Source organism: Paraburkholderia sp. BR10872 (assembly GCF_040965835.1).
GTDB classification, from domain to species: Bacteria; Pseudomonadota; Gammaproteobacteria; order Burkholderiales; family Burkholderiaceae; genus Paraburkholderia; species Paraburkholderia nodosa_A.
In genome coordinates this window covers 1-24,270 of the sequence record NZ_JBFRCN010000024.1, presented here as the reverse complement: position 1 = coordinate 24,270, position 24,270 = coordinate 1, and the positions used below count along the sequence as shown (strand labels likewise).

The 24,270-nt window shown below is 64.8% G+C and carries 20 protein-coding genes and 3 pseudogenes; 11 read left to right on the top strand and 12 right to left on the bottom strand.

Annotation, left to right across the window (positions count from 1 at the left end; all coding sequences use genetic code 11):
- Positions 1 to 11: 11 nt before the first annotated feature.
- From AB4Y43_RS19660 to AB4Y43_RS19640, 5 genes are all read right to left on the bottom strand, one after another.
- The gene (locus AB4Y43_RS19660; RefSeq protein ID WP_368728576.1) at positions 12 to 1,412 is read right to left on the bottom strand and encodes an amidase family protein; all 1,401 of its coding nucleotides are present in this window, start codon (positions 1,410 to 1,412) and stop codon (positions 12 to 14) included.
- Positions 1,413 to 1,455: 43 nt separating this feature from the next.
- Positions 1,456 to 2,646 (bottom strand): MFS transporter, encoded by a 1,191-nt coding sequence (locus tag AB4Y43_RS19655; protein WP_368728575.1) that lies wholly within the window; start codon positions 2,644 to 2,646, stop codon positions 1,456 to 1,458.
- Between the two features lie 149 nt (positions 2,647 to 2,795).
- The gene (locus AB4Y43_RS19650) at positions 2,796 to 3,584 is read right to left on the bottom strand and encodes an alpha/beta fold hydrolase (protein ID WP_368728574.1); all 789 of its coding nucleotides are present in this window, start codon (positions 3,582 to 3,584) and stop codon (positions 2,796 to 2,798) included.
- 51 nt (positions 3,585 to 3,635) lie between these two features.
- The gene (locus AB4Y43_RS19645) at positions 3,636 to 4,001 is read right to left on the bottom strand and encodes a DUF4148 domain-containing protein (RefSeq protein ID WP_368728573.1); all 366 of its coding nucleotides are present in this window, start codon (positions 3,999 to 4,001) and stop codon (positions 3,636 to 3,638) included.
- Positions 4,002 to 4,271: 270 nt separating this feature from the next.
- The gene (locus AB4Y43_RS19640) at positions 4,272 to 6,104 is read right to left on the bottom strand and encodes a redoxin family protein (RefSeq protein WP_368728572.1); all 1,833 of its coding nucleotides are present in this window, start codon (positions 6,102 to 6,104) and stop codon (positions 4,272 to 4,274) included.
- 316 nt (positions 6,105 to 6,420) lie between these two features.
- Between AB4Y43_RS19640 and AB4Y43_RS19635 the strand changes: the two genes are divergently transcribed.
- Complete coding sequence (locus AB4Y43_RS19635; RefSeq protein WP_368728571.1) at positions 6,421 to 6,984, top strand: thioredoxin family protein; 564 nt, start codon at positions 6,421 to 6,423, stop codon at positions 6,982 to 6,984.
- 136 nt (positions 6,985 to 7,120) lie between these two features.
- Positions 7,121 to 7,531: a GFA family protein gene (locus AB4Y43_RS19630; RefSeq protein ID WP_368728570.1), complete on the top strand. Its 411-nt coding sequence runs from the start codon at positions 7,121 to 7,123 to the stop codon at positions 7,529 to 7,531.
- 5 nt (positions 7,532 to 7,536) lie between these two features.
- On the opposite strand, the gene AB4Y43_RS19625 is transcribed toward AB4Y43_RS19630, so the two are convergent.
- On the bottom strand, positions 7,537 to 7,905 hold the full coding sequence (locus AB4Y43_RS19625) for a GFA family protein (protein ID WP_368728569.1): 369 nt from the start codon (positions 7,903 to 7,905) through the stop codon (positions 7,537 to 7,539).
- Positions 7,906 to 8,234: 329 nt separating this feature from the next.
- A complete protein-coding gene (locus AB4Y43_RS19620) occupies positions 8,235 to 9,278 on the bottom strand; it encodes an alpha/beta fold hydrolase (protein ID WP_368728568.1) in 1,044 nt (347 codons plus the stop codon).
- Between the two features lie 412 nt (positions 9,279 to 9,690).
- Here AB4Y43_RS19620 and AB4Y43_RS19615 point away from each other — a divergent pair, with 412 nt between their 5' ends.
- Both AB4Y43_RS19615 and AB4Y43_RS19610 read left to right on the top strand, forming a co-directional pair.
- Positions 9,691 to 9,939, top strand: a complete 249-nt coding sequence (locus AB4Y43_RS19615; protein ID WP_069262375.1) for a DUF4148 domain-containing protein — start codon at positions 9,691 to 9,693, stop codon at positions 9,937 to 9,939.
- A gap of 40 nt (positions 9,940 to 9,979) precedes the next feature.
- The gene (locus AB4Y43_RS19610; RefSeq protein ID WP_069262376.1) at positions 9,980 to 10,402 is read left to right on the top strand and encodes an organic hydroperoxide resistance protein; all 423 of its coding nucleotides are present in this window, start codon (positions 9,980 to 9,982) and stop codon (positions 10,400 to 10,402) included.
- Between the two features lie 83 nt (positions 10,403 to 10,485).
- On the opposite strand, the pseudogene AB4Y43_RS19605 reads toward AB4Y43_RS19610, so the two are convergent.
- A pseudogene (locus AB4Y43_RS19605) lies at positions 10,486 to 11,739 on the bottom strand (NAD(P)-dependent oxidoreductase); the annotation flags it as partial.
- A 229-nt stretch (positions 11,740 to 11,968) separates the two neighbouring features.
- Here AB4Y43_RS19605 and AB4Y43_RS19600 point away from each other — a divergent pair.
- Positions 11,969 to 12,094 carry a hypothetical protein gene (locus tag AB4Y43_RS19600; RefSeq protein ID WP_256094506.1) on the top strand — a complete coding sequence of 42 codons (126 nt, stop codon included), beginning with the start codon at positions 11,969 to 11,971 and terminating at the stop codon, positions 12,092 to 12,094.
- Between the two features lie 86 nt (positions 12,095 to 12,180).
- On the opposite strand, the pseudogene AB4Y43_RS19595 reads toward AB4Y43_RS19600, so the two are convergent.
- Positions 12,181 to 12,336, bottom strand: a pseudogene (locus tag AB4Y43_RS19595) (flagellin N-methylase); the annotation flags it as partial.
- A 424-nt stretch (positions 12,337 to 12,760) separates the two neighbouring features.
- Between AB4Y43_RS19595 and AB4Y43_RS19590 the strand changes: the two are divergent.
- Both AB4Y43_RS19590 and AB4Y43_RS19585 read left to right on the top strand, forming a co-directional pair.
- Positions 12,761 to 14,299: a nodulation protein NfeD gene (locus AB4Y43_RS19590; protein ID WP_368728567.1), complete on the top strand. Its 1,539-nt coding sequence runs from the start codon at positions 12,761 to 12,763 to the stop codon at positions 14,297 to 14,299.
- Positions 14,296 to 15,057, top strand: a complete 762-nt coding sequence (locus AB4Y43_RS19585; RefSeq protein WP_069262378.1) for a slipin family protein — start codon at positions 14,296 to 14,298, stop codon at positions 15,055 to 15,057. Before AB4Y43_RS19590 ends, AB4Y43_RS19585 begins: the two co-directional genes overlap by 4 nt.
- Before the next feature lie 206 nt (positions 15,058 to 15,263).
- On the opposite strand, the gene AB4Y43_RS19580 is transcribed toward AB4Y43_RS19585, so the two are convergent.
- Positions 15,264 to 15,605 carry a DUF4148 domain-containing protein gene (locus AB4Y43_RS19580; protein ID WP_342948335.1) on the bottom strand — a complete coding sequence of 114 codons (342 nt, stop codon included), beginning with the start codon at positions 15,603 to 15,605 and terminating at the stop codon, positions 15,264 to 15,266.
- Positions 15,606 to 16,593: 988 nt separating this feature from the next.
- Here AB4Y43_RS19580 and AB4Y43_RS19575 point away from each other — a divergent pair.
- The 4 genes from AB4Y43_RS19575 (at position 16,594) to AB4Y43_RS19560 (ending at position 20,496) form a co-directional block, all read left to right on the top strand.
- Positions 16,594 to 18,453 carry an HAD hydrolase family protein gene (locus AB4Y43_RS19575; RefSeq protein ID WP_368728566.1) on the top strand — a complete coding sequence of 620 codons (1,860 nt, stop codon included), beginning with the start codon at positions 16,594 to 16,596 and terminating at the stop codon, positions 18,451 to 18,453.
- 188 nt (positions 18,454 to 18,641) lie between these two features.
- Positions 18,642 to 18,809, top strand: coding sequence for a hypothetical protein (locus tag AB4Y43_RS19570; RefSeq protein WP_368728565.1), 168 nt, complete (start codon positions 18,642 to 18,644; stop codon positions 18,807 to 18,809).
- A gap of 594 nt (positions 18,810 to 19,403) precedes the next feature.
- A complete protein-coding gene (locus AB4Y43_RS19565) occupies positions 19,404 to 19,856 on the top strand; it encodes a nuclear transport factor 2 family protein (RefSeq protein ID WP_342948338.1) in 453 nt (150 codons plus the stop codon).
- A gap of 238 nt (positions 19,857 to 20,094) precedes the next feature.
- Entirely contained in the window at positions 20,095 to 20,496 is a 402-nt protein-coding gene (locus AB4Y43_RS19560) for an FAD-dependent oxidoreductase (protein WP_368617352.1), read from the top strand.
- A gap of 1,406 nt (positions 20,497 to 21,902) precedes the next feature.
- Here AB4Y43_RS19560 and AB4Y43_RS19555 read toward each other — a convergent pair.
- Positions 21,903 to 22,083: pseudogene (locus tag AB4Y43_RS19555) on the bottom strand (VIT1/CCC1 transporter family protein); the annotation flags it as partial.
- A gap of 1,405 nt (positions 22,084 to 23,488) precedes the next feature.
- A partial coding sequence (locus AB4Y43_RS19550; RefSeq protein ID WP_368728564.1) for a divalent metal cation transporter occupies positions 23,489 to 24,270 on the bottom strand: 782 nt, incomplete at its 5' end.

Here is a 24,270-nt window from a genome sequence, read left to right as displayed (position 1 = left end):
GCCCGCCCGGCTTACATGGCCGGGTCGATGGGCGAAGGCGGCGCGCCGCGTTCCTCGATGGCCTGGCCAGCCAGCAGACACAGGTCTTCGCGGAAGTGCCCGGCGACGATCTGCACGCCAACCGGCACGTCCTTCACCATCCCCGTCGAAACGACGAGCCCCGGCAAGCCCATCGTGGGCAATGCGCGCATGGTCAGCTGGGCGTCCCACACGCGCTGGAATCCCGCCGCGCCCTGCATGTCGAGGTTGTCGGGGAACGGCAGTTCGCCCGAAACCGGCAGCAGCAGCACGGGATATTCCGCAAGGAACATGCGCCATGCGCGCGTGAGCGTCGTGCGGCGCACCAGCGACGGGACCACCACGTTCTCGGGCATCGCCGCGACCTTGGCGCGCACGCCGTCCACCACCGCCTGCGCGCCCGGGTCGCCGTCACGCGCCACGGCGTCGGCGAGCGCCGGGAAGCCGTCGCCGAGCCACAGGCGTTCCTGCACTTCGCCGGCGTCACGCAGGAGCGGCACGTCATCGATCTGCTCGACCGTCCAGCCCGCGTCGGCGAGTCGGCGGCCGGCGTCGAGCAAAGCATCCTCCACCTCCTTCGTGATGCTCATGCCGCCCGGGCGCAGGCAGAGCGCCGCGCGCCGCGGCACGTCGGGCCCGATGAGCGGCGCCGGCGTCCACCAGGGGTCGCGCAGGTCGGGCGCGGCAAGCGCCGCAAGCGCCACGCGCAAGTCCTCGACCGTGCGCGCCATCGGGCCCGCACCCGACATCATCTGCGCGCCGATCGGCCGCTCCGGCGACGACGCGTTGAACGCCGGCACCCGCCCGATGCTGGGCCGCAGTCCATGCACGCCGCACGCATAGGCCGGGTAGCGCACCGAGCCGCCAATGTCGGTGCCGAGCGCGATATGCCCGATGCCGGCCGTGACCGCCGCCGCCGCACCGCCGCTCGAGCCGCCCGGCGTGAGCGATGCGTTGCGCGGGTTTTTCGTATGCCCATGGACCTGGTTGCTCGTGAACCAGCGCAGCGCGAAGGTCGGCGAATTGGTGCGGCCGAGCAGCACCGCGCCCGCGCGCACGAGGTTTTCGACGGCCGGGCTGTTGGCCTGCGCGATCAGATCCTTTTGCAGACGCGTGCCGTTGGTCGTCGCGAAGCCCGCCTGGTCGATGTTGATCTTCGTAGTGACGGGCACCCCCGCGAGCGGCCCCGGGTCTTCGCCGCGCGCTATCGCCGCGTCGATTCTGTCGGCCTGGTCGAAGACCCACTCGGGCCGGTAGTCGATCACCGCGTTGATGAGCGGATTGACGGCCTCCAGCCGCTCGAGCGCGGCCTTCGCGGCCTCGCGTGCCGACACCTCGCGCGCGCGAACCCGCTTGGCGAGCTCAGTTGCAGTTAAACGCCATAGTTCAGTCACGATCCCTCCGGTTCGTTAGCAAATCGGGAGTGGCCAGGCCTGTTCAGGCGCTGGCCGATAACGTCTCGACACGCTGCCGGTCGCGCAGAACCGCCAGCGCGAGCGCCGCGAGTCCGCATGCCGCGATGAGCGCGAGCAGCGCCGCGCGGCCGCCGTGCACCAGCACCCAGCCGCCGACGGTCGGAAACCCGAACGCGCCGACGAAGTACGCCGCGACGAACCACGTGAGCGCGGCGCGGCGGTGCGCGGCGACGGAGTCGTTGACGGCCTGAAGCTGGACGATCGGGTAAGCGAGCCCGTACCCGGTGCCCAGCAGCACCGCGGCCGCCGATTGAAACAGCACGTGAAACGGCACTACGAACATCGCCGCGCTGCCCATCACCATCATGACGAGCAGCACTTTCGTCGCGGTTTCGGAGCGCATCTTGATGACCACGCGCGAGAGCAGCCAGCGCGTGGCGATGACCGTCACCGTGTAGACGCTGAAGAAAGTCGTCGCCTTCGCCTCGGTGCCTTGCACGAACGACATCTGGAACGTCATGAGGCCCGAGAACACGCAGCCGCCCAGCGCGATGATGACGATGGGATACACCGCGCGCGTGCGGGCGATCACGCCCATCTTCAGGAGCCACGGGTCCGGCGAGGCCGGTTCTTGCGTCGCGGTACTGGAGCGCACGTGCGGCGCGAGCCGGCCGAACAGCTCGAGCAGGACGGCCGCCAGCACGCACAGGCCGCCGATCGTGTAGAGCACGCCGCCAAGCGGCATGCGCCAGAAGCGGATCGCAAAGCCCGCCAGCGCCGGACTGCCGCCGATGCCCGTCATCTGCATGGTGGCGAAGCGCAGGAACCACAGGCCGCGCTCGGCGTCGTTCGTGCGCTCGGCGAGCGCCATCGGCGCGGCGAGGCAGAACGCGCCCCAGCCGAAGCCCACGAGGAAGCCGGGCACGACGTCGAAGCTGCTCACCTGCTCGACCAGCGCGAAACTGACCACGCCCGCGCCCACGCAGAGCGCCGCGAGCGCGGCCATGCGCGCCGCGCCCACATGCTGGGCGACCCAGCCCGTGAGCGAGACGCCCACGAAGGTGCCGAGCGCCGCGCCCGCGAGCGCCACGCCGGTGTTGATATCGTTCCCGCCGATGGCGCGCACGTGCATGGAGAACAGGAACGTCGCGCCATAGCCTGCCGATGCGAGCAGGACGCCGACGAGCATGATGAGGGCACTGAATGGGCGCACGGCGGGCCTTCCGGACGATGACGGAAGTGTGCAGATTATCAGTCCCTGTACCCAGCGTTGCATTCAGGTGCTCCTCGGGTGCGATGTCGGCGGCGGGCGAGCGGTCGCGCGAGTCGAAGCGCTTCCACCGCACGGCCGGGACGGGCCGGTTACTTGACGTCCTGCTGCGCGTGTTCCGCCGCGTCGATGATCGCGTCGGCCACGGCCTTCGGCTGGCTCAGCATCGAAACGTGGCTGCCGTTCACGCGCGTCACCTTTGCGCCAATATGCTTCGCCATCGATTCCTGCAGCGCGGGGGCGATCATGCGGTCGCGCGCCGTCACGACGAAATACGAAGGCTTGTCGTGCCACGCGGCCTGCGTGACCTTCTGCGAGAGGGCGCCGCTGAACCACGGGCCCTGGGTCGCCGCCACGATGCGTTGCTGCGCGGGCGGCAGGTCGGGCGCGAAGTCCTCGCGGATCGCCTTGTCCGAAAGCGTCAGGTAGCCCGCCGAGTCCTTGCGCAGTTCGCTTGCCCAGGGCGCGTCCGGCTGGCCCTGGGTGATATCGGCGATCGACTGGCCGTTGTCGGGCGCGAAGGCCGCCACGTACACGAGCGACTTCACCTTCTCGTCGTTGCCGGCTTCGCTGATCACGACGCCTGCCCACGAGTGGCCGACCAGCACCACCGGGCCCTTCTGCTGCTCGATCACGCGCTTCGTTGCGGCAGCGTCGTCGGCGAGCGAGCTGAGCGGGTTCTGCACGGCGACGACGTGCAGGCCGCGCGCTTCGAGGAGCGGAATCACGCGGTTCCAGCTGGAGCCGTCGGCGAACGCGCCGTGCACCAGCACGACGTTGGTGCCTTTCAGGTCCTGCGGCGGCGCGGCATGCGCCGCTTGCAGCGCGAAGAGGCCGCCGAGGAACGCCACGGACGTAAAAATCTGCTTGATCGAAGCCATCGTTTTTCTCTCTTCTCTTATCGGGTCGTTCGGTGGGTCGGGAAAGGCGGATTACGAATGCGCGTAGATCGGGCCGAGGCCGGGGATATCGTCCTGCGGAGCGCGCGCGGCGTTCGTGCCGTTCATGGCGTGATGCGGCTTGCGCGGAGCGGACGCATCGGACGAGCCGGCCGTCACACCGCCATACGATGACGAAGCGGCTTGCTGCGCGACCTGCGTGGCTTCCACGCGCGCCAGCGCGGCCTGGATGTTGCGCGGGTATTGGGTTTCGTCGGCGGCCGGGTTGTAGCCGGCTTTCTGCAGCTGCACGAGTTCGGCGCGCACCTGCGCACGGGTGACGGGCTCGTTCGACTGAGCGAACGAAAGAACCGGGGCGGCGGCAAGAGCGGCGAGGGCGAGGAGTTTGAGGGCTTTCATGAGGTTCTCCAAAGAGGAAGGGGTAGACAGCGATCGGGTTCAAACCGGGTTCAGTTCAGCGCGAGGGGTTTATCGAGCTGGCGTAGGTGTATTTGAACGCCCCGATGTATCTGCCGTGTTTCCATTTGGGGCGCGGTTTGCATATGAACGTGTCCGAATTGCGCGCAGATACATTGCGCTACAAAAAGCCCTCCGCGATGCGCGGCACAGCCATAACGCAAACGCCGCCGGCCCACGAGGGCACGGCGGCGCGGCGTGGCGTGGCGCTTATCAGCCGAACGTGAAGCTGTAGACGTGCGCGCCCGGGTCGAGAAAGCGGATCTCGAAGGTGTGATCTCCAATGCGGCCGGACTGCCGCACGAGCTGATAGAGGCGCGCGCTCGTGGCGACGCCGGTGCCGTCCGCTGCGACGTCGGCGCCATGCGCGGCTCCCGGAGGCGCGCCGTCGATGCTGACGCGAAAGCGCACGGGCTTGCCGTCGGCGGTGGGCGCGAGTACCAGATGCAGGTCGCGCGCATGGAAGCGATAGGCAATGCTCGCCTGCGGCGCACCCGCCACGGCGGACTCGGCGCCCACGTTCCACTGCCCGCCGAACGCCCACTGGTTCAAGCCGAGCTGCCCCGGCAACGTGTACGCGGCGGCCGTATCGGCCTGCACGCGCTGCGCGTTCGCATTGCCCTGCGCCTCGCGATACCCCACATACGTTTCGCCCGAGCCGATGTCGCGTTGATCCGCGGGAGCCAGCGCGCCGCTTGAGTGCGGTGCTGTCAGCGTGGCGGCGGGCGCGGCGCGGCCGTTGTCGGCCAGCAGTTGCTGGATCCCCTGCTCCGCCTGTGCGTAATCGCCTTCGCCGAAGTGGTGATAGCGCACGCGCCCCTGAGCATCGACGAGATAGAACGCCGGCCAGTACTGGTTGCCGAAGGCGTTCCAGATGCGGTAGTCGCTGTCCACAGCGACGGGATAGCGGATGTCCAGATTGGCCAGCGCGCGCTTGACGTTGCCCGTGTCATGCTCGAAACCGAATTCCGGCGTGTGCACACCGATTACGACGAGGCCGTCGTTACGGTAGCGATCGGCCCACGTCTTCAGATACGGCAGGGTTCGCAGGCAGTTGATGCACGAGTAGGTCCAGAAGTTGACCAGCACGACCTTGCCGCGCAGCGCTTCGGGCGTGAGCGGCGCGGAGTTGAGCCACGCGTTCGCGCCGTCGAGCGCCGGCAGGCGGCCTTCCACCGGAAGATCGACCGCGGGCGCCGGGGCCGGCAGCGACACGCGCACGATGTGGGCCGCTGGTTCGTCTCGTACCGCTGGACGAGCCTGGGCTACCCGCTCCTCATGACGCGCTGGCTCCGCGCTCGGCGTCTGCGGTGCCGCAGCGGGGCTCGCAAGCAGATCGACAAGGCGCGCTTCCACGCCATTGGTCGGCGCGCCCGGCACCAGCGCAAGCAGGCGCGTATCCACGCCCAGCGCGATCGCGCCGACCGTGAGGAGCACGAGCGCACCCATCGCGCGCCGCACATGCTCGCCCACGCCGAGCGAGCGCTTGAGCGCAGCCATCGCGCGATGGCCGAGCCCCGCCACCGCCGCGAGCGAACTGGCGGCGCCCACGGCATAGGCCGCGAGCGCGGCCCACGTCTGCCAGGTCACGCCGTGGCGGGCCGCGCCGGTGATGATGAGACCGAGGATCGGCCCCGCGCACGGCGCCCACAGCAGGCCCGTCGCGGCGCCGAGCAGCACGGCGGAACCGATGCGGCGCGACGCGCCGTCGTCCTGCGAGCGCGCCATGAAGCGGTCGGCGAGCCCAGTGAGCGGGCCGGAAAGGCGCGTGGCGAGCGCGGGAAAGAGGAGCGCCGCGCCAAACAGCGCGAAGAGCCCGAGCGCGATCCAGCGGCCGTACTCGCTCAGCTGCGCCGCGCCGTTCAGGCCGGCGGCGCCGAGCCCCGTGAGCAGCGCGAACGTGAGCGCGAGGCCAAGCAGCATGGGCAGCCGGCCAGTGAGGAAAGGCTCCTCGGAACGTGCGAACACGAACGGCACGACCGGCAGGATGCAGGGGCTCAGGACGGTGAACGCACCGCCCACGAATGCGATGACGATGAGTAACATGAGTTCGGTCTCCAGACGAATGTCGGCGGACTTGCCATGTGCCGTATTTCAGCGCGGGCATGTATCCGGGGAATGTCCGGAACGCGGGCGTCGTGCATCGTCATGTATCGCGCAGGCGGCTGGATACATAGGGATACAAACACGCGCACGGCGTGCAGCGGCCCGCGAAGCTGTGGCCGCGCAGTGGACGATTTGTATCCCTACGTATCGCGCCCCGCCGGCGACACACTACGTTTCAACAGTGCCGCAAGCGGGACACGAGCCAGATACGTGGGAGCGGTCCAATACGCTCGTCGTCCACACAAGGAGAACTCTCATGATCTCTCGTCTCAAGATAGCCGCTGTTGCCATCGGCCTCGCGGCCACCGCCGGGCTCGCCGCGTACGCTTCGGGCGAAGCGCCGTCGGGCGGCTCGGCCGCGCTGCAGACCGGCGCGCAGGCGCCCGACTTCACCGGCATCAACAACTGGCTCAACAGCCCGCCGCTCGACCTCAAGCAACTGCACGGCAAAGTCGTGCTCGTCGACTTCTGGACCTTCGACTGCATCAACTGCGCGCACACTATCCCTCACATCAAGGAGCTGGACGCGCGCTATCGCGACAAGGGTCTCGTGGTGGTCGGCGTGCATACGCCAGAATATTCGTTCGAGCGCGACACCGGCAACCTGCAGAAGGCGATCAAGCAATACGACATTACGTACCCTGTCGCGCAGGACAACGGTTACGCGACGTGGAACGCCTATGGCAACCAGTACTGGCCGGCGGTCTACCTCATCGACCAGAACGGCAAGCTCGTTTATACCCACTTCGGCGAGGGCGACTACGCGCAGACCGAGCAGAAAGTTCGCGATCTGCTGGGCATTCAGGGCAAGCAGGGATGATCGGCTGGCGCGGCGCCGCTCCGGCTGGCGGGGCGGCGGCGATCACGCGTTTGCCCGCGTAGATCCGGCAGCAGCGCGCGATGAGACCGACTATACGCGTAACATGCGCGCGTACCCGCAAAAACGGAGAAGACCGATGTCGACAGACTGGAAAGGCCGCTGCCTGTGTGGCGCGGTGCAATACGAGGCTCGCGGCGCAGCGTTCGCGCAGCTCGTTTGTCACTGCCGCGATTGCCAGCGCGCTTCCGGATCGGCCGGGTTGCCGGTAGTCGTGGTGAGTGCGGCCGAATTCTCGTTCGAAGGCGAAATCCGCACTTACACGATAACGGGCGGCAGCGGCATGCCAACGACACGAAATTCCTGTGCGCATTGCGGCAGCCTGCTCTTTGGCACACCGCAGCATGCGCCGGATATCGTGACGATCTACGCCGGATCGCTCGATGACCCTTCACGGTTTCGCGCCGAATTCGTTCAGTTCACGTCTGAGCGGCATCAGCTGGACGGCCGCGAGCCCGGCATTGCTCAACATGCGGGACGAGCGCCCTGAGACACTCAAAGGTGCCGCGTTTCCGGAGGCGGATTGCCCCAATCATTCGCGAGACCGTTGGCATAGGAGATCGGTGCATCGAGGGCTTCGTTCAGGTCGAAGTCGTCGATGCACATGATATTCACGTTGATGTAAGGGTAACCCGTTCCATTCGGCATATCGACGCGGTCGAATACATGCACGCCGCAGTGTTTGCAGAACGGATGGTGGGCTACCGGGTTCTTCCCTTCGTAATGCGTGAGATCGCTTTCGCCCGAAAGCAGGACGAATGCTTCCGGGCGAACCTGGACGAGCCAGAGGCGGAGCCTTCCGCAGAAACTGCAGTTGCATTTTCCCGTGCCCTTGCTGAAATCGATTAGGGCTTCGAACTTCACCGACTGGCAATGGCAACTTCCACGGTATGTCCGCTGCATGGGGCTCTCCCGATCAGTGTGAAGACAACTGCGGAATTATGTCACCGATCCTGAATCAGGAGCCCCTGCACCCTGTCAAGGTGCAAATCGAGTAAACAAGTAGTCGCGATCATTTCCCACTTGCGGTAGCCGGGCGCAATCGTCAAGCCGTAGATCGGCGATGCGGCCTGCCCCCGGCGCTTGCGTACCTTACTGGGCCCACGCAGCGGGAACCTGCGCGAGAGCCGCGCGCAGTGCGAGCACGACGGGCGCGCGATGCTTGAGAAAACGTGCTTGCATCGCGGCCTCCGTCACAGATGCGTGACTTGCAGGATGGCCTGCGCGAACTCCTTGGGCGCTTCCTGGGGGAGATTGTGGCCAATGCCGCCATCGAGATTGCGGTGCAGATACTTGCCCGTGAACTTCTTCGCGTAGGCGGCCGGCGCGGGATGCGGCGCGCCGTTGGCGTCGCCTTCGAGCGTGATGGTCGGCACGGTGATGGCCGGCGCGGCGGCAAGACGCTGCTCGAGGCTGTCGTACTTCGCCTCGCCCTGTACGAGCCCGAGGCGCCAGCGGTAGTTGGAGATCACGATGGCCACGTGGTCCGGATTCTGGAAGGACGCTGCGCTGCGCTCGTAGGTCGCGTCATCGAAGTTCCACTTCGGCGAGGCGAGTTGCCAGATCAGCTTGTTGAACGCATCGCGATTCGCGGCATAGCCCTGCACGCCGCGCTCAGTCGAGAAGTAGAACTGGTACCACCACTGCAGCTCGGCTTGCGGCGGCAGCGGCTTGCGGTTCGCCTCCTGGCTGCCGATCAGGTAGCCGCTCACGGAGACCATCCCCTTCACGCGCTCGGGCCACAGCGCCGCGACGATGTTCGCCGTGCGCGCGCCCCAGTCGTAGCCGCCCAGCACGGCCTGATCGATCTTCAGGGCGTCCATGAACGCGACGAGATCGACGGCGGTGACGGCCTGCTGGCCGTTGCGCGGCGTGTCGTCGGAGACAATGCGCGTGCTGCCGTAGCCGCGCAGATACGGCACGAGCACGCGATAGCCCGACGCGGCCAGCATCGGCGCGACCTCGACATAGCTATGAATGTCGTACGGCCAACCGTGCAGCAAAATCACAACCGGACCGTTCTTCGAACCCGCTTCGGCGTAGCCCACATTGAGCAGGCCTGCGTTGACCTGCTTGATCGGGCCGAACGAGACGCCGTTGCCCGTGCGCGAGTTGCCTTCCGTGCCGCCAGCCGACTGTGCGTGCGCGAGACCGCCGAATGCGAAGTCCGCGAGCGTGAGGCCGGCAAGCGACGTGCCGAGAAGGCGACGGCGCCGGACGTTGACGGGATCTGACATGACCACTTCTCCTTGTTGTGCATGCAGGCCGCGCCCGAACGGCTTGGCCTCGTTGATGAGCCGGCGACAGCAGATCGTTCGAACCGGTCGATCACGCTCGCGGCGGCAGGCAAAACGCCCCGGTGAATTTATAACCGGGCAGCAAAAGCGCCATGTATCCCAATGTGTCTGTTGCGAGCGCGTACACAAAACGAATCAAAAAAGCGTCGGCGTGCCAGGATCGATTCGGCGTGAGCGGGATTGCACGAGCGGCGCGTTTGTATCGCAATGTATAAGCGCCGGCCACAGACACATACCCTTGCAAAACGCGGCATTCATGAAACACGGCAGATACGTCCGGTGGTTGTAATGCATCAACGCCGGAACTTGCTGTTGACCGGACGGATTTCCGAACCCTTCCCAGGAGAAAGTCATGAACGTCTCGAAGCTCGCCCTCGCCTTCGCCGCCAGCGCCGCAGTCCTCACCGCCGCTCCGGCCTTCGCCGCCATGCCCGCCCAGTCGGTCGCCGCGCAACCCTCGGTTCAGCAAAGTCCGGCATGGATGCCCGCCAGCAATGCGGCCAACGCAAAGATCACGCGTGCACAGGTTCGCCAGGAACTGGTTCAGGCGCAGCACGACGGCCAGCTCGCCGCGATCCAGCAACTGTACCGCGGCAGCTAATTCATTGTCCCAACGACGCTAACCCCAGGAGATAAATACCATGAGTCAGGCAGAAAAAGTGCTGTACACCGGCAAGACCCACACCACCGGCGGCCGCGATGGCGCGGCCCGCAGCGAAGACGGGCGTCTGGACGTGAAGCTCTCGCCGCCCGGATCGAGCGCACCGGGCACGAACCCGGAGCAGATGTTCGCGGCGGGCTGGTCGGCGTGCTTCATCGGCGCCATGGGTCGCGCCGCCACGAAACTCGGCACGACGCTGCCGCGCGACGTGGCGGTCGACGCCGAGATCGACCTCATCAACGCCGACGACGCGTTCAAGCTGCGCGGCCGTCTGAACGTGACCCTGCCGGGCGTCGATCGCGAGACGGCACAGCGCATCGTCGAAACGGCACACCAGATCTGCCCGTACTCGAAGGCCACGCGCGGCAACATCGACGTCACGCTCAGCGTCGTCGAGGCGTGATCGCGGAGCAGTAGAAAGCAAAAAAGCGGGGCGGCTTGCGCGCGCCCCGCTTCGCTTTTATGCGTTGCCGTGCGCGCTGCGCGCTAGCCGTGCGGCGCGTCCACGAGATTGACCGGCGAACCGCTACGCCAGGCCTCCACGTTGCGCAGCGTCGTTTGCGCGATCTCGTTCATCGCCTCGCGCGTGAAGAACGCCTGGTGCGACGTGACGATCACGTTCGGAAACATCAGGAGACGCGCGAGCACGTCGTCCTGCAGCGGCGCATCCGAGTGGTCCTCGAAGAACAGGCCGCCCTCTTCCTCGTACACGTCGAGGCCGAGATGCCCCAACTGGCCGCTCTTTAGCGCATCGACGAGCGCGGTGCTTTCCACCAGGCCGCCGCGGCCGGTATTGATGAGCATGGCGCCGCGCTTCATCTTCGCGAGCGCGTGCCGGTCGATCAGATGCCGGGTTGCGGGCACGAGCGGGCAATGCAGACTCACCACGTCGGACTGCGCTAACAACGTATCGAGCGGCACGTAACGCGCGCCGAGCGCCAGCAAGTCTGCGGCCGGCGGGCCGGGATCATGGGCGAGAACCTGCATGCCGAAGCCTGCCATGATGCGCGCGAAACACCGACCGATGATGCCCGTGCCGATCACGCCGGCCGTCTTCCCATGCAGATCGAAACCGAGCAGCCCGGCAAGCGAGAAGTCGCCTTCGCGCGTGCGCGACACGGCTCGCGGCAGCTTGCGGTTGAGCGCGAGGATCAGCCCGACGGCATGCTCGGCCACCGCATGCGGCGAATAGGCGGGCACTCTCGCGACGGTGATGCCAAGACGCTGCGCCGCTGCCAGATCGACGTGATTGAAGCCTGCCGAGCGCAGCGCCACGAGGCGCGTGCCGCCCTTGTGGAGGCGCTCGAGCGTGGCGGCGTCGACCGTATCGTTGACGAAAGGGCACACCACCTCGTAGCCATCGGCAATCACGGCGGTATCGGCGTCGAGATGCGATTCCTGGTAGTGCAATTCATATTCGAAAGCGCTGTTCGCCTCGGCGAACGTATCGACGTCGTACTGGCGCGCGCTGAACAGGATCATGCGCGGACGAGCGGAAGTGGGGATCTGGGTTCCCGGCATGTTGACCTCGTGCGAGCTTCGGGTGTGGGCGCGAAGTGCGCCTTGATGCGCATGGATGCGCCGTGAACTCGAACGTGAAAGCGTTCGCGTGAGCCGCGTAGCCACGCAAGCACATGGTAACAGCAGGTCGGCGGGGGATCGCGTGTTGTCGCTGGCGCGGTTGTAGCCGGCCTTCTGGAGTTGCATGAGTTCGGCCTTCACTTCGGCACGGGTCACCGGTTGGCTCGACTGGGCGCAGGAACGGCAACGAGGGCCGCAAGTGCGGCGGCGGCGAGCGAGTGTGCGAGCTTCATGGTGTCGCGTTGGCGGGGCCGGCTAACACGACAATAAGGGGCGAATCAAAAGTGTTGCTGCACCGCACACTTAGCTCCCCGCGCCTTGCATTCTGCCCTGAAATCTCTATAATAAGGGTTATCCCTTAGGCACTAACCCTAGCAACGAGGAAATCATGGGTGCAATCGTCGAAAAACTGACTCAAGTTCTGGCTGCACTGCGTCGTCTTGGCGCCGAAGCGCTGAACCGTCACCTCGAATACTGCGAACTGCTCGCAGAAGCTCAGCGCCGCTGGTACTAATCCGCGCCTGACTGCAGCAAGCGTCCCTGCCCGTACAAACGAGGGACGAGAAGAAGTAACACGCGGCCGCATCGAGCGGTCGGGTTTTATGCGGCGCCCTGCCGTGCCTCGATTCGGGAGGCGTCCGTGCGCGCCGCATCGGGCCGTGATCCCGGCGCAACCAGAAATACGCGTGCGCGGTCATAGGCTTGCGCAAAGCCACGCAGTTCCCGCGTGACCGGCCGGTCGTCCAGACCCCGCCGGGGGTGAGCGCGTAGCTTTCACCATGCCCACCGCACCGAATCCTGGTAGCGAGTAAGCATGAAATGCGCGACCGCGTTCCAGCGGTACGCGGCCACATCCCGTTCGTCCTCGAAGCTCGCCGCATCGAAGCTGCGACCATAGGGCTCGTCGCCGTATGGGTCCGTGCGCTTCCGCAGCCCTCTTGCCGTTTAGTTGCAATAGCAACGACTTGCCGGCCGCAAGATGTTCGCGCCGCAGCGCGGCGCGCCAAATCCCGATTCCTCCATTGCTTCCAGAGCCGTGCAATCCGTGTGCGGCACAACATTCGGCGCGTTTCCCCGCCGTTCGGGCCGGTTCGCGCTTTGGGCGGAAAGCGCCTAATCTTGAGGTATCGGCTCTTGCCCAATCTGTGAACCGGAACGTGAGCCACCTTCCGGACTTCCGATGCGCGATCATCGCCCCTCGCATGCCGCGGTGCACGACGCGCCGCACGCTCACCCGCACCATCCGCTTACCGCGCGGCTTGCTCGCGCCGTTGTGTTCGTCGCCTTGCTGGTCGCGTGGGCCGCTGTGGCGGCCGCGCTAGCCGTGCCGGCTGCGTTCGCGGCGCCGAGCTCCCCCGTCGTCGTCATGACGGTGAACGGCGCGATCGGGCCCGCCAGCGCCGATTTCATCGTCCGCTCGCTGGAGCGAGCCGCGCGCGAGCGCGCGCCGCTTGCGATCCTCGAACTGGATACGCCCGGCGGCCTCGACACGTCGATGCGCCAGATCATCAAGGCGATTCTCGCCTCGCCGGTGCCCGTTGCGACCTTCGTCGCTCCCGGCGGCGCGCGCGCCGCGAGCGCGGGCACCTATATCGTCTACGCAAGCCACTTCGCAGCCATGGCGCCGGGGACGAACCTCGGCGCGGCATCGCCGGTGCAGCTCGGCGTGGGCGGCGGCGGTGGCGGTGGTTTTCCAGGCGGCCCGCCAGGCGCTCCCGAGACCGCCTCCGGCGCCTCGGCCCCGCACGCCGACGACAACGAATCGACGGAAGCCCGCAAGGTCATGCACGACTCCGCCGCCTACATTCGCGGCCTTGCACAACTGCGCGGGCGCAACGCCGCGTGGGGCGAGCGCGCCGTGCGCGAGGCTGTGAGCCTCTCGGATGAAGAAGCACGCGACCAGCACGTGATCGATCTGATCGCGCTGGACGCCGCCGATCTCGCGCGCCAGCTCGACGGCCGCACCGTCACAACCACGGCGGGAACGCTGCGCGTCGCCACCGCGCACGCGCCGCTCGAAGTCGTCGCGCCCGACTGGCGCAACCGCTTCCTCTCGATCGTCGCCGACCCGAACGTCGCGCTGATTCTGCTGACCATCGGCATTTACGGACTCTTCTTCGAGTTCGCCAACCCAGGCTTCGTGCTGCCCGGCGTGGCGGGCGCGACCTGCCTGCTGGTGGGCCTCTTCGCCATGCAGCTGCTGCCCGTGAACTACGCGGGTCTCGGGCTCGTGCTGCTCGGGCTCGCATGCCTCATCGCGGAGGCATTTCTGCCGACCTTTGGCGTGTTGGGCTTCGGCGGCATCGTGGCGTTCGCCATCGGCGCGCTCATGCTCATGGACACCGGCGCGCCCGGCTACGGCATCCCCATCCCGCTCATCGCGGGCCTCGCGCTAGGCGGCGCGGCGTTCGTCGCCACCGTCTCGAGCGTGGCGCTGCGCGCGCGGCGCCGGCCCGTGGTGACCGGCGCTGAGGCGATGGTAGGCGCCACGGGCGAAGTAATCGACGAGGGCCTGCACCCCGACCCGCGGCCCGGCCACGCAGCTTTGTCGACGGGCTGGGCGCGCGTGCACGGCGAGCGTTGGCGCGTGGCATGCGCCACGCCGCTCGCCGCCGGCAGCCGCGTGCAAGTGAGCTCGCGCAGCGGTCTCACGCTCACCGTGACCCCGCTGCACGGCGCGGCACACGACAAGGCAAACGAGAAGGGAGAACATTCATGATCGGCTTCACGTTCGGCTTCACAGGTCTTCTGATCGCGCTGCTGGTGCTGATCGCCTTGTCGTCCATCCGCATCTTCAAGGAGTACGAACGCGGCGTCGTGTTCATGCTCGGGCGCTTCTGGAAGGTCAAGGGGCCGGGCCTCGTGCTCATCATTCCCGTGGTGCAGGTGGCGGTGCGCATCGACCTGCGCACTGTCGTGTTCGACGTGCCTTCGCAGGACGTCATCACGCGCGACAACGTTTCGGTGAAGGTCAACGCCGTGGTCTATTTTCGCGTGGTGGACCCGGAAAAGGCCGTGATTCAGGTCGCGCGCTACATCGACGCGACGAGCCAGCTCGCGCAAACCACGCTGCGCGCCGTGCTCGGCAAACACGAACTCGACGCCCTGCTCGCCGAGCGCGAGCAACTGAACGCCGACATCCAGAAAGTGCTCGACGCGCAAACGGACGCATGGGGCATCAAGGTGTCGAACGTCGAGATCAAGCACGTGGACCTGAACGAAACGATGATCCGCGCGATTGCCCGCCAGGCCGAAGCCGAACGCGAGCGCCGCGCCAAGGTGATTCACGCGGAAGGCGAACTGCAGGCGTCCGAAAAATTGCTGCAAGCCGCGCAATGCCTCGCGAAGCAGCCGCAGGCCATGCAACTGCGCTATCTGCAGACGCTCACCACCATCGCCGCCGACAAGAACTCCACCATCGTCTTCCCGCTGCCGATCGAACTGCTCAACGCGCTGATCGAGCGCTTGGGCAAGTGATCCGGCCCCTCGGTTTCGAGCCGCTTGTGCCCGAGCAGGCTTCTGCGCGGCTGCGGATCGAGGCGCGTTGCTTTTCGCACTGAGCGTGGCCAGCCTTCACTCGCGAAAGTGCCTTGGGCACGACCGAGGCGCCGGGCCGTGTTGCCCAACCCACTGCGCCGCACGAGCACCGCCGCAGTGCGCATGTATAGGTGACAGCCTGTGTGTCAGTGCCCAAAGTAGATCGGCTTGATTCCAGCGGGGGCGTTCATTGGCTGCGCCCACTTCGCGGCCGACTCCGACGAGCCCGCGCTTACGCCGCCATAGCCGCTGCCCGCGATGCCCACCTGCTGGGCGCTAACGCGCGCTTCAGCCGCCTGCAGGTCGCGCGGATAAGACGCCCGGTCGCCCGCCGACGGTTCGTAACCCGCCTGCTCCACCTGAATCAAATCCTGCCCGACCTGGCCGCGGGTCAGGGAATCGCTTGTGGACACTGCAGCTTGCCCGAAAGCGGCAGCAGGAAACGTCAAAATCGCGGTGACTGTGACAATACGTTTAATCGTCTTCATTTAGTTCTCCCAAACGTTGAAAAGGACACATCTAATCGAGCACGGGCTGTGCCGCGCCTTCAACGGATGGCGACGGTCATTGGGGGCAAGGCCGGAGCGAGGACGACGGGCAGGCGGTCCGCGACCGCCGGCTCCCAAAAGACCGCAACGTAGCGGCGATGTCGTGCCTCGCGCTCGCGCTTCAGATCTATCGCAAACTCGGGCCATTGCCGAGCGGTGTTACCCATCGTGCGGAGCCAGCACGTGTGCGTCGGCACACGCCAGCACGGACATCACGGCTCTAGCTTGACCTTGATCCAGCCCGGTATCAAGGGCGTCGTCACGCGAGACAGCGCCACACGTTCCCTTGCGCTCGATGAACCGGTCACACCCTGTTTCGTACAGTCAGGCCTTGCACATGCGGAACGTCGTTTGCTGATCGAGCGACGTGTCGGCTGAGGGAATCAACCGGCAAGCAACTGAATCGGACAGTCTGACCGCCCGCATCAGAGACATTGGAAAGGAGGTATGAGAATTCAATGTATAGAAATGGCAGAGCTGTCGATAACGCCGACGGTCCGAATTCGATTCCGAAGGGCGATTCCTGTGGGTTGTCCGAGTCGCTCGGCGCGCGGAACAGGCCTTTCCGGCCATGCGCGGTTTCTGGCGGTCGACTAAGCGTTGCCTGGCTCCGAAACCGCGCCATTCGATGGGGATCGGGAAGCTTCCGCTCGGCCGCTTGCGCTATCGCGGCGGACTGGGTGAAGTAGGAGATGGGGCGAAGCGTGCCTCGAGGCTATTTAGGTACGCGCGATGCGTGTTCGTGAATTCGATATGCAGAGAGCGCTGAAGAGTGCCTATTGAAACCCCTAGAGCAAACGGTGCGACGACGTGATGTAACGCCTCGATGATTTGCCCGCGCAGGAATTTCAGAGGGCCGCCGACGTATCAAAGGGCGTCGGTAACGAGTAATCGTCAGGCGCTCCGCCAAGACCCGCAGGAGGGCCTGATGCAATTCTTTGCGCTTGCCACCGACTACGACAATACGCTGGCGAGTGACGGCCGCGTCGCCGATTCTACGTGGGACGCCGTAGAACGTCTTCGTGCGTCGGGCCGTCACGCCGTTCTCGCGAGCGGCCGCGAGCTCGACGATCTTCTCGCGATCTGCCCGCGCCTCGACCTTTTCTCGCGCGTCGTGGCCGAGAACGGAGGCGTCCTCTATTGCCCCGCCACTGGCTCCCATCGTCTGCTCTCGCCCGCCCCGCCGGAAGCCTTCGTCGCCGAATTGCGGCGGCGCGCGCCCGGCGCGTTCAGCATCGGCGAGACGCTGGTCGCGACGGTGAAGCCGCACGAGCACGTCGCGCTCGACGTGATCCGCGACCTCGGTCTGGGCTTGCAGATCGTTTTCAACGGCGATGCGGTGATGATCCTGGCGCCGGGTGTTTCGAAGGCAAGCGGTCTAAACGCGGCGCTCGACGAACTGGAATTGGCGCCGCTGAACGTAGTCGGTGTCGGTGACGCGGAAAACGATCACGCCCTGCTCAACGCATGCGGCCTGAGCATCGCAGTCGCAAATGCGCTGCCCGCATTGAAGACGCATGCCGACGCCGTGATGCATGAGGCGGCCGGATCGGGCGTCGCGGAGTTGATCGGGATGCTGCTCGCCGACGATCTGCGCGCCATCGCCGCCGTATCGCCGCGCCGTCGCGTCCTGCTGGGGACACGCTGTTCCTTGCAGGACAATCAGAAGAGCCACGAGCAAGACCGTGAGAAAAACCGGGAGTGGCTACCGCTGCAAGGGAGCGTCTCACTGCTGGTCGGCCCGTCAGGTTGCGGCAAGTCTACCGTGACGGCGGGCATGCTGGAGCGGCTCGCAGGCGCGGGCTGCCAGTTGTGCGTGATCGATCCCGAGGGCGATTATGCCAACGACGACATGACTATCGTGCTCGGCGACACGCACAGCGCGCCTTCGGTCGAAGAACTGATGCAGTTGTTGACCCGCCCAGCGCGACCCGTAGTCGCCGTCAACCTTTTGCGCGTGCCGCAGGCGGATCGCCCCGTCTTCTGCGCGAACCTGCTGTTGCACGTTCAGCGCCTGCGCACGCGCACCGGTCGTCCGCACTGGGTCGTTTTCGACGAAGCACATCATCTGTTTCCGGCAGCTTGGGAAGGCGCGAGCCAGGCGATCCCCGAAACGCTCGAAACCGCGCTGGCCGTAACGGTATCGCCCGACCAGCTCGCGCCGGCATTCTTGCGTCAAGTCGGCGTCGTACTGGCAATGGGCGATGACGCCGAAGAGGCTCTGCACAGTTTCGCGTCGGTAAGCGCACGTCCGCTGCCGGCCTCGATGGCACCAGGGGCAAGTACGGGCACTGCGCTGCTTAAGCGTGGCGAGGCGCTGTTGTGGCGTGTCAATGACGCAGCCGCACCGCAGGCGGTTTGCCTCGAACCGGGGAACAAGGAAAAGCGGCGCCATCACCGCAAATACGCGGAAGGCTTGCTGATTCCCGAGCGCAGTTTTTATTTTCGCGGCGCGCAGGGCAAGCTGAATCTGCGCGCACATAACCTGGTGCTCTTCATCGAACTGGCAGAAGGCATCGATGTCGACACGTGGCAATTCCATCGCCTGAAGGGCGACTATTCGCGTTGGTTCGAAGAGCAGATCGGCGATGACGATCTGGCCTCGGAAGCGCGTGCGATAGAGCGGGACGACTCGCTGGATGCCTGCGAGAGCCGTTTGCGCATTCGCGCTGCTATTCAGGCACGTTACACGCAACCGGAGAACCCGTCGTTGCCCGCAGTCCTGACAGCCCGGCAGCCTGGTGGAGGCGGCGTGTCGGACGGCGCACGCGAGCGGGCGGCGGAGTGACCGCTGCCCTGAAGAGTCTCTGGACCTGCACTGATCGCGAAAAGATGTGTATGGCGATTGCTTTCTGTTGCGCCGGCTCACGCGCTCGCTTCACATTTAATACGGAGTCCCGCCGTTATGATCTATCTCGATCCCGCATTGAATTCGATTCAAGGCTCCATTGCAGCGACCGCGACAAGGCACGTTGATTGCACACTCCGAAGAAGCCCCGTCTGTTGCTGCTCGGACTGCTCCGCATCTGGTTCTATCTCAACATCGTCGTTGGCCACTCGGCGGTTGCGCGACCGATTCGCATAGTGGCAACGATCGCGGCCATCGTCTACGCACTTACCATCGTCGGTATGCTTTCGCCCTAAGTTCCGGTGTCCGTGGCGCAGCATCTTCATTACCTGCCTGCATCGCCGCCCATGTACGGCGCGTCATCGTCCGGCAAGGGCGGCTAGCGCCACCAGACCCAGAGTCTTCCAGGTCCGTCGCCGGCCGCAAGATCAATCCGGGAGGACGGATCTGCCCGATCCAGTCGTCGACCAGGACGTCCATGCTGGACCCGATGAAATCGCATAGCCTCATATCTGCTATCCCGGTGTTGGGCCGGGTCAATGCGGGCAAAGAAGGGCTCGAAGGGCCGACATCTTCCAGGTTCGTCTCGACTGACCCACCACTCAACGCGCACCCAAACTGGCCGTACTTGCGAGAGCTTCGCGACACATGCCCGGGATCAAAAGTTTCCGGGGCCTCCGGCGGCATCAGATACGCGCTCCGCACCTTCCTTGCAGTGCGAGTCGCGGCTGGCAGGATCAGATGATGCGCGCCTGTTTCCATTGCCAGCGGGAAACGCGAGACCCCTGGAGTCTCTTCCGCGCGCGGCAGCGCCGCAATGAGGCACTGGCGCGATCAATGAACGTCGGCGGCCGAACGCCGCACTGGCCGCCGCTCAACCGGAGTTCACGATGACCGACAATCTGAATCGAACCGCTCTGCCTCCTGATGTGGCCGCAGAGATCGAACGTATCTACCAGCAATGGGACCTCGCATGGTCGACCGACGATCTCGACGCGATGGTCGCGCTCTATGCACCGGAGGCGGTACTCGAAAGCCCACTCGTTCCTCACCTGCTCGGCGGCAGCGACGGTGTCCTTCAAGGGCGCGAGCGAATCCGTTCACTGCTTGACAGCGCGGCGCCGCGTAAGCCTGATGCCCGCTCCTTCCATCGCGAGGGCTATTTCACGAACGGTCGCCGGTTGATATGGGAATACCCGCGCGCGACGCCCAACGGCGAGCAAATGGACTTTGTTGAAGCGATGGACGTTGAGAACGGTCGGATCAGTCGGCATCGCGTGTATTGGGGCTGGCGCGGCGTAGAAGTGATCAAGGCTGATGCGTATTACAAGGGGCACCGCTAGCCGGCCGAATCATTTTCCCTAAGAGCGACCTTGAGCGTCCTCCATTGAAGTTCAAGGCGATCAATAGTTGCGAGCAGAACGTCACGCCGACAAAACCGGGAAGCGCCGGACACTCTCCTCATGAGTCCTGGATGGGCTGCCATTGAGAGGGCGCCCCGTGTCAGGGCCGCCAAAGACCCTGCTTTTATTACGTTATGGAATGCGCGCCCGCGGCGGTGTGACCGTGCGGAGATGGACCATGAATGACACGACGCCTGTCATCGGTGCTGGACCGGTCGGTCTCGCGGCCGCACTTTTTCTTGCTGACCAGGGCATACGCACCCGCATCGTCGATGCCGCTCCGCAGGCTGCCACCGAATCGCGCGCTCAGGTCGTGAATCCCCGCGCACTCGAACTGCTGGAGTCCACGGGCGTCGCGCAGGCGATGGTCGCGCAAGGGCGTGCCATCCACCGCACGCGCTTTTATGAGGACTGGAAACTGATTGCAGAACTCGAGTTCGCTGGCGCGCATCCGCGCTACGGAATGATGATCCTTTCGCAGGCCCGCAGCGAGGCATTGCTCGCGCAAGCCTTGCGCGAGCGGGTCCGTCACAATCGCAGCCGCCTTACGGCGACCGTTTTCTGCAGGCGTTACAACTGACCGGATCACTTTGAACGCAGTGAATCCTTCGCAGCACGCTTGCCAACCGCACGGGCTAGCACGGGCCGGAGCGGCCAATAGATCGCCGCAAGCGTCGCTCAGGCCTGGTAAGGCCTGCTGCCCCGTTGCAACTTGTACCAGCCTGACTCACCGTCCGCATATGACCCGAGCGACGGCTCATCGCTCGGACTGGCGTGGCTGGACTCACCGCGGAACGTTCGCCCGAAGCGGCGCGCCATCTCTCATTGACTGGCGCCGGCAGCGCTGCTCGCCGCAGCAGGCGAACTGCTCATGCCAGTGTCGCTCTGTGCCCTGGTGTTGTCGGCACGTTTGCATCCAGCAGCCGATAGCAGCGCCAGCAGCGCTGCAAGCACAATAATCCCTGTCACGCTGTGTCTCATTTGATACTCCGATAGCGGTCCCGCAATATGGCGCGCAACCTTCATGCCGCGGGTCCGTCATCACACAAGTCCAGTGCGTCGTCCCGGGTGCAGCCGCTCAAACGAACCGGAACTCATCGGAACCCACTTTGCCTGTTGCATTACATCGACACGGGCCGCGCCATACGCGTGGGCACGCGCATGTCCAGTTGGGAGGTAATTCGCCAGCGGGCTTTTGTGAACGCCATGCGAGCTCCCGCGGCCGTTGCAGCAGCAGCGCGACGTGGGCAATGGCACGCCGCAGGCCCTACGATGTCAGCGAAGTGTCCAATGAACGTCCCTGTTTTCGAAAGGACTACATGAACAGCACCATTCAGCTCCGCAACCCGGGCAGCGGTAGTACTGGATGCGGATGCTGCCGAGATATGCCGGTTCGCCGACATCGCGCAGAGGGTGTGTCACATCGAAATCGGGATGACTCAGCAGAAGACTGCAGGACGCGCAAAGATGTGATGGATCGCAAATCATTTCATTGCCCCTGCATTGCCTTCGATGCGCAACTGCCAGGCGTCGCACGATACTTTTCACGAAGGCAGAAGATCTTGATGTCAAGGAACACGGAGGCTTGGGGACAGAGCGGAGTGTCCTCGCCATTCGCGAAGAACGCCGCGTCTGTGAAGCGCTCGAAGTATAGGATGCGGTCCGGCGCGGGCAAGCGTACTAAATTCATGGGTTCCGCACAGGCAGTTGACCGCACTCGGACGATCAGCTGCGCACGGACGCGTCATGAAAGGTTGGACTCGACGGATTGCCATCTCCGCAGCGCGGCGGCGCATGGCCAGGTGAAACAGATCCCATCGGGAGCCTGCAACTGTCTGGCCCCGTCAGCCTACCGCGCGCAGTCGCGTTCGCTGCGGCTCATCGGAATACAGCGCCACTGGTCGCATGCTTGCAAACGTCTGCCCGAAAGCTCCTGCGTCCGGCGCGCCAGCCCCACACTCGAGCGAGGTCATTCATGACGCGCCAGCCATTGAACAGTGACGTGAACACCCCGATGGCCGCCAATGCAAAAAGTACTCAGACCTACGCACTGCACGATCGCCGGGGTGCCGGACGTCCACAGGAATGGCATCGCCGGGAAGATGGCTCCGACCGCAAACAACGGAAACGAAAATCCCGCTGCAGTCCACGGATTGCCACCGAGTTCCATGACGGCGAGCATGAACACACACGATCCAAGCGTCTCGTGGAATCGCCGGTCTATCTCGTGGACGGACGAATACACGCGCCGTTCGCGTCCGCCTGGCTCGTAGACGATGCGACGAGGTCAAGAACTGCCGTACACCAGTGAAGGAATTGCGTGATCGAGCCGTAACGGGTTCCAGAGCTACCCATGGCTTTTTTCAGGTTAGCAGAGTGTCATTACATTGACGCACGCGAATGAGCGACGGGCAACGACACAGTAGCTGACGTGGCGCATACCTGTTCATGGGCTTACGGCATCGTGGTAGCCGACGCCGAGCACAAACCCTGGAACCGGCTCGATTCCAGTAGAGGACTGACTACTTGGGTCAGCTTGACAAGCGAAGCGCGAGTTAGTGGCGATTAATATTTACCTCTACGAGCGTCGGCCCGCAAACAGGGTCTATACGCGTCATGACGTTCAGTACCGGGTTTCCTGTCATCGGCTGCGTAATGCGTTACTAAGGCAGTATTTCCCGTAGACCAAACAGTGGTGAATTCCAACATTCGGCAATGCGTTTTCAGCGAAAACGCCAGTAACAGCCCGTGTCGTGTTCGTTGTGAAAACCGGACGGTTTTGATTTATGGACTGGAATGCGATGACCAAGACCAGAGCAAAAACCATGCATATCGGTGGAATGTGCTTTTTCATCGTCGGTGCCTGATACGGTAACCCGAAACGCCCTGCCAAGGTGCGGCGGAGCTCGCTCTCAGTTCATGCCACTGAGTGACCTGTTATGCCACGTTCGCCAAATGAACATGACGTTGCTCTGCGCCGCCGTGGCGTCATTTGACTTGCACGGCGGAGTATGTACCTCGGCGCGCTGTCCGCGCTTCCACTCATTTCATTCGGGCGCAGATTCGTGGGCCTGTCGACCAATCGAAGCTAGATACGCCGTTGTCCATGTCCATTCGGACCGCCAGGATACTTGAGCATTAACGCGGCCCTCTCGGGCCGTCCGCGCCGAAGAGTCGCGGTCCCGGAGCCGATACCTGCTGCGAACTGCGTACGAAATGTATCGCTTCAAATGACTGTCAACCATCACGACCCGACCCGCAGGCGCCGTAGCAGAGCCCGTCCTGCCTCGGTTAATCGCACGGTGATCCAGTCAGGCGCTCGCTCCTGAGTTTCGACAAGCTTCCGACTCTGCAATGCCCTCATGTTCGGGTCCAGTGTGCGTACCCGCATTTCCCCGTTCGCAAGCGTTAGCAGCGTGCCAATCTCATGGTGGCTGAGCATCGAAGTCCCCGCAAATGAAGACATGTCGAGAGCAGAAGCCGCGTCACGTGCCCGTATGCATACGCTTGCACGAAAAAGACGGGGCCGTGCGCACTAGAGAAGGGGCAGACTTGCGTCTGCCCGATGCACGTTAATGGATAGCCATCTGCACGACCTTCACGATCACGAGACCTACCGCGACGACGAGGTAGGTGCGCAGCACGCCCATCCACACGCGCGTCGACAACGTCAGGTGCTGCGGCGCCGGCAGGTCTTCGAGCGGCGCCATGCGCCACGTGTTGCGCAACTCCTTGAGCGCTGGCTTGTTGAGCGGCAGGGCATCCTGGGTGCCATTCGCGCGGCGCAACTTGCGCGAGAGTTCCACCGCTGCGTACACCGCTGCGGCAAGCCCGCATCCGCCTACGAGAATCTTGATAATTGCCGCACCGCTGATATCCGGATAAACCGTGGCCGCCGTCAGGATGATCGACAACACGACGAGCACGGCAATCACTGCACCCGTGAACACGTTCAGCTTCTTCGAATTCACCCACGGGCCGAGCACCGCCTTGTCATTACAGAGCAGCAACAGGAACACCGTTGCGCTCGGCAGCAGCACGCCGGCCAGCGTCTGCACAGCCTCAGTCAAGAGGCCGAGCGGGCTGCCGGGAATCAGCACGAGGGCCGCCGCGAGCGCGATGATGCCGAAGTAGACGAGATAGAAACCCTTCGCGTCGAGCACGCTGCGGTGCAGCGAGTGCTTGACCTTGAAGACATCGCCAATCGCATAGGCCGTCGAAAGCGAGACGGCGGCGGCGCCAATGATCGACGCGTCGAGCAGCGCCACGGCGAAGATCGTGGCCGAGGTCTGGCCGACGTACTTGTGCAGACCCGCAATCACGCCACCCGCGTCGGTGAAGTTGCCGAACTCGG

Coding starts and splice junctions, on each gene's coding strand:
- AB4Y43_RS19650 (WP_368728574.1), bottom strand. CDS start 3,584: ATGGCTTCGATCAAGCAGATTTTTACGTCCGTGGCGTTCCTCGGCGGC.
- AB4Y43_RS19645 (WP_368728573.1), bottom strand. CDS start 4,001: ATGAAAGCCCTCAAACTCCTCGCCCTCGCCGCTCTTGCCGCCGCCCCG.
- AB4Y43_RS19640 (WP_368728572.1), bottom strand. CDS start 6,104: ATGTTACTCATCGTCATCGCATTCGTGGGCGGTGCGTTCACCGTCCTG.
- AB4Y43_RS19635 (WP_368728571.1), top strand. CDS start 6,421: ATGATCTCTCGTCTCAAGATAGCCGCTGTTGCCATCGGCCTCGCGGCC.
- AB4Y43_RS19630 (WP_368728570.1), top strand. CDS start 7,121: ATGTCGACAGACTGGAAAGGCCGCTGCCTGTGTGGCGCGGTGCAATAC.
- AB4Y43_RS19620 (WP_368728568.1), bottom strand. CDS start 9,278: ATGTCAGATCCCGTCAACGTCCGGCGCCGTCGCCTTCTCGGCACGTCG.
- AB4Y43_RS19615 (WP_069262375.1), top strand. CDS start 9,691: ATGAACGTCTCGAAGCTCGCCCTCGCCTTCGCCGCCAGCGCCGCAGTC.
- AB4Y43_RS19610 (WP_069262376.1), top strand. CDS start 9,980: ATGAGTCAGGCAGAAAAAGTGCTGTACACCGGCAAGACCCACACCACC.
- AB4Y43_RS19600 (WP_256094506.1), top strand. CDS start 11,969: ATGGGTGCAATCGTCGAAAAACTGACTCAAGTTCTGGCTGCACTGCGT.
- AB4Y43_RS19590 (WP_368728567.1), top strand. CDS start 12,761: ATGCGCGATCATCGCCCCTCGCATGCCGCGGTGCACGACGCGCCGCAC.
- AB4Y43_RS19585 (WP_069262378.1), top strand. CDS start 14,296: ATGATCGGCTTCACGTTCGGCTTCACAGGTCTTCTGATCGCGCTGCTG.
- AB4Y43_RS19580 (WP_342948335.1), bottom strand. CDS start 15,605: ATGAAGACGATTAAACGTATTGTCACAGTCACCGCGATTTTGACGTTT.
- AB4Y43_RS19575 (WP_368728566.1), top strand. CDS start 16,594: ATGCAATTCTTTGCGCTTGCCACCGACTACGACAATACGCTGGCGAGT.
- AB4Y43_RS19565 (WP_342948338.1), top strand. CDS start 19,404: ATGACCGACAATCTGAATCGAACCGCTCTGCCTCCTGATGTGGCCGCA.
- AB4Y43_RS19560 (WP_368617352.1), top strand. CDS start 20,095: ATGAATGACACGACGCCTGTCATCGGTGCTGGACCGGTCGGTCTCGCG.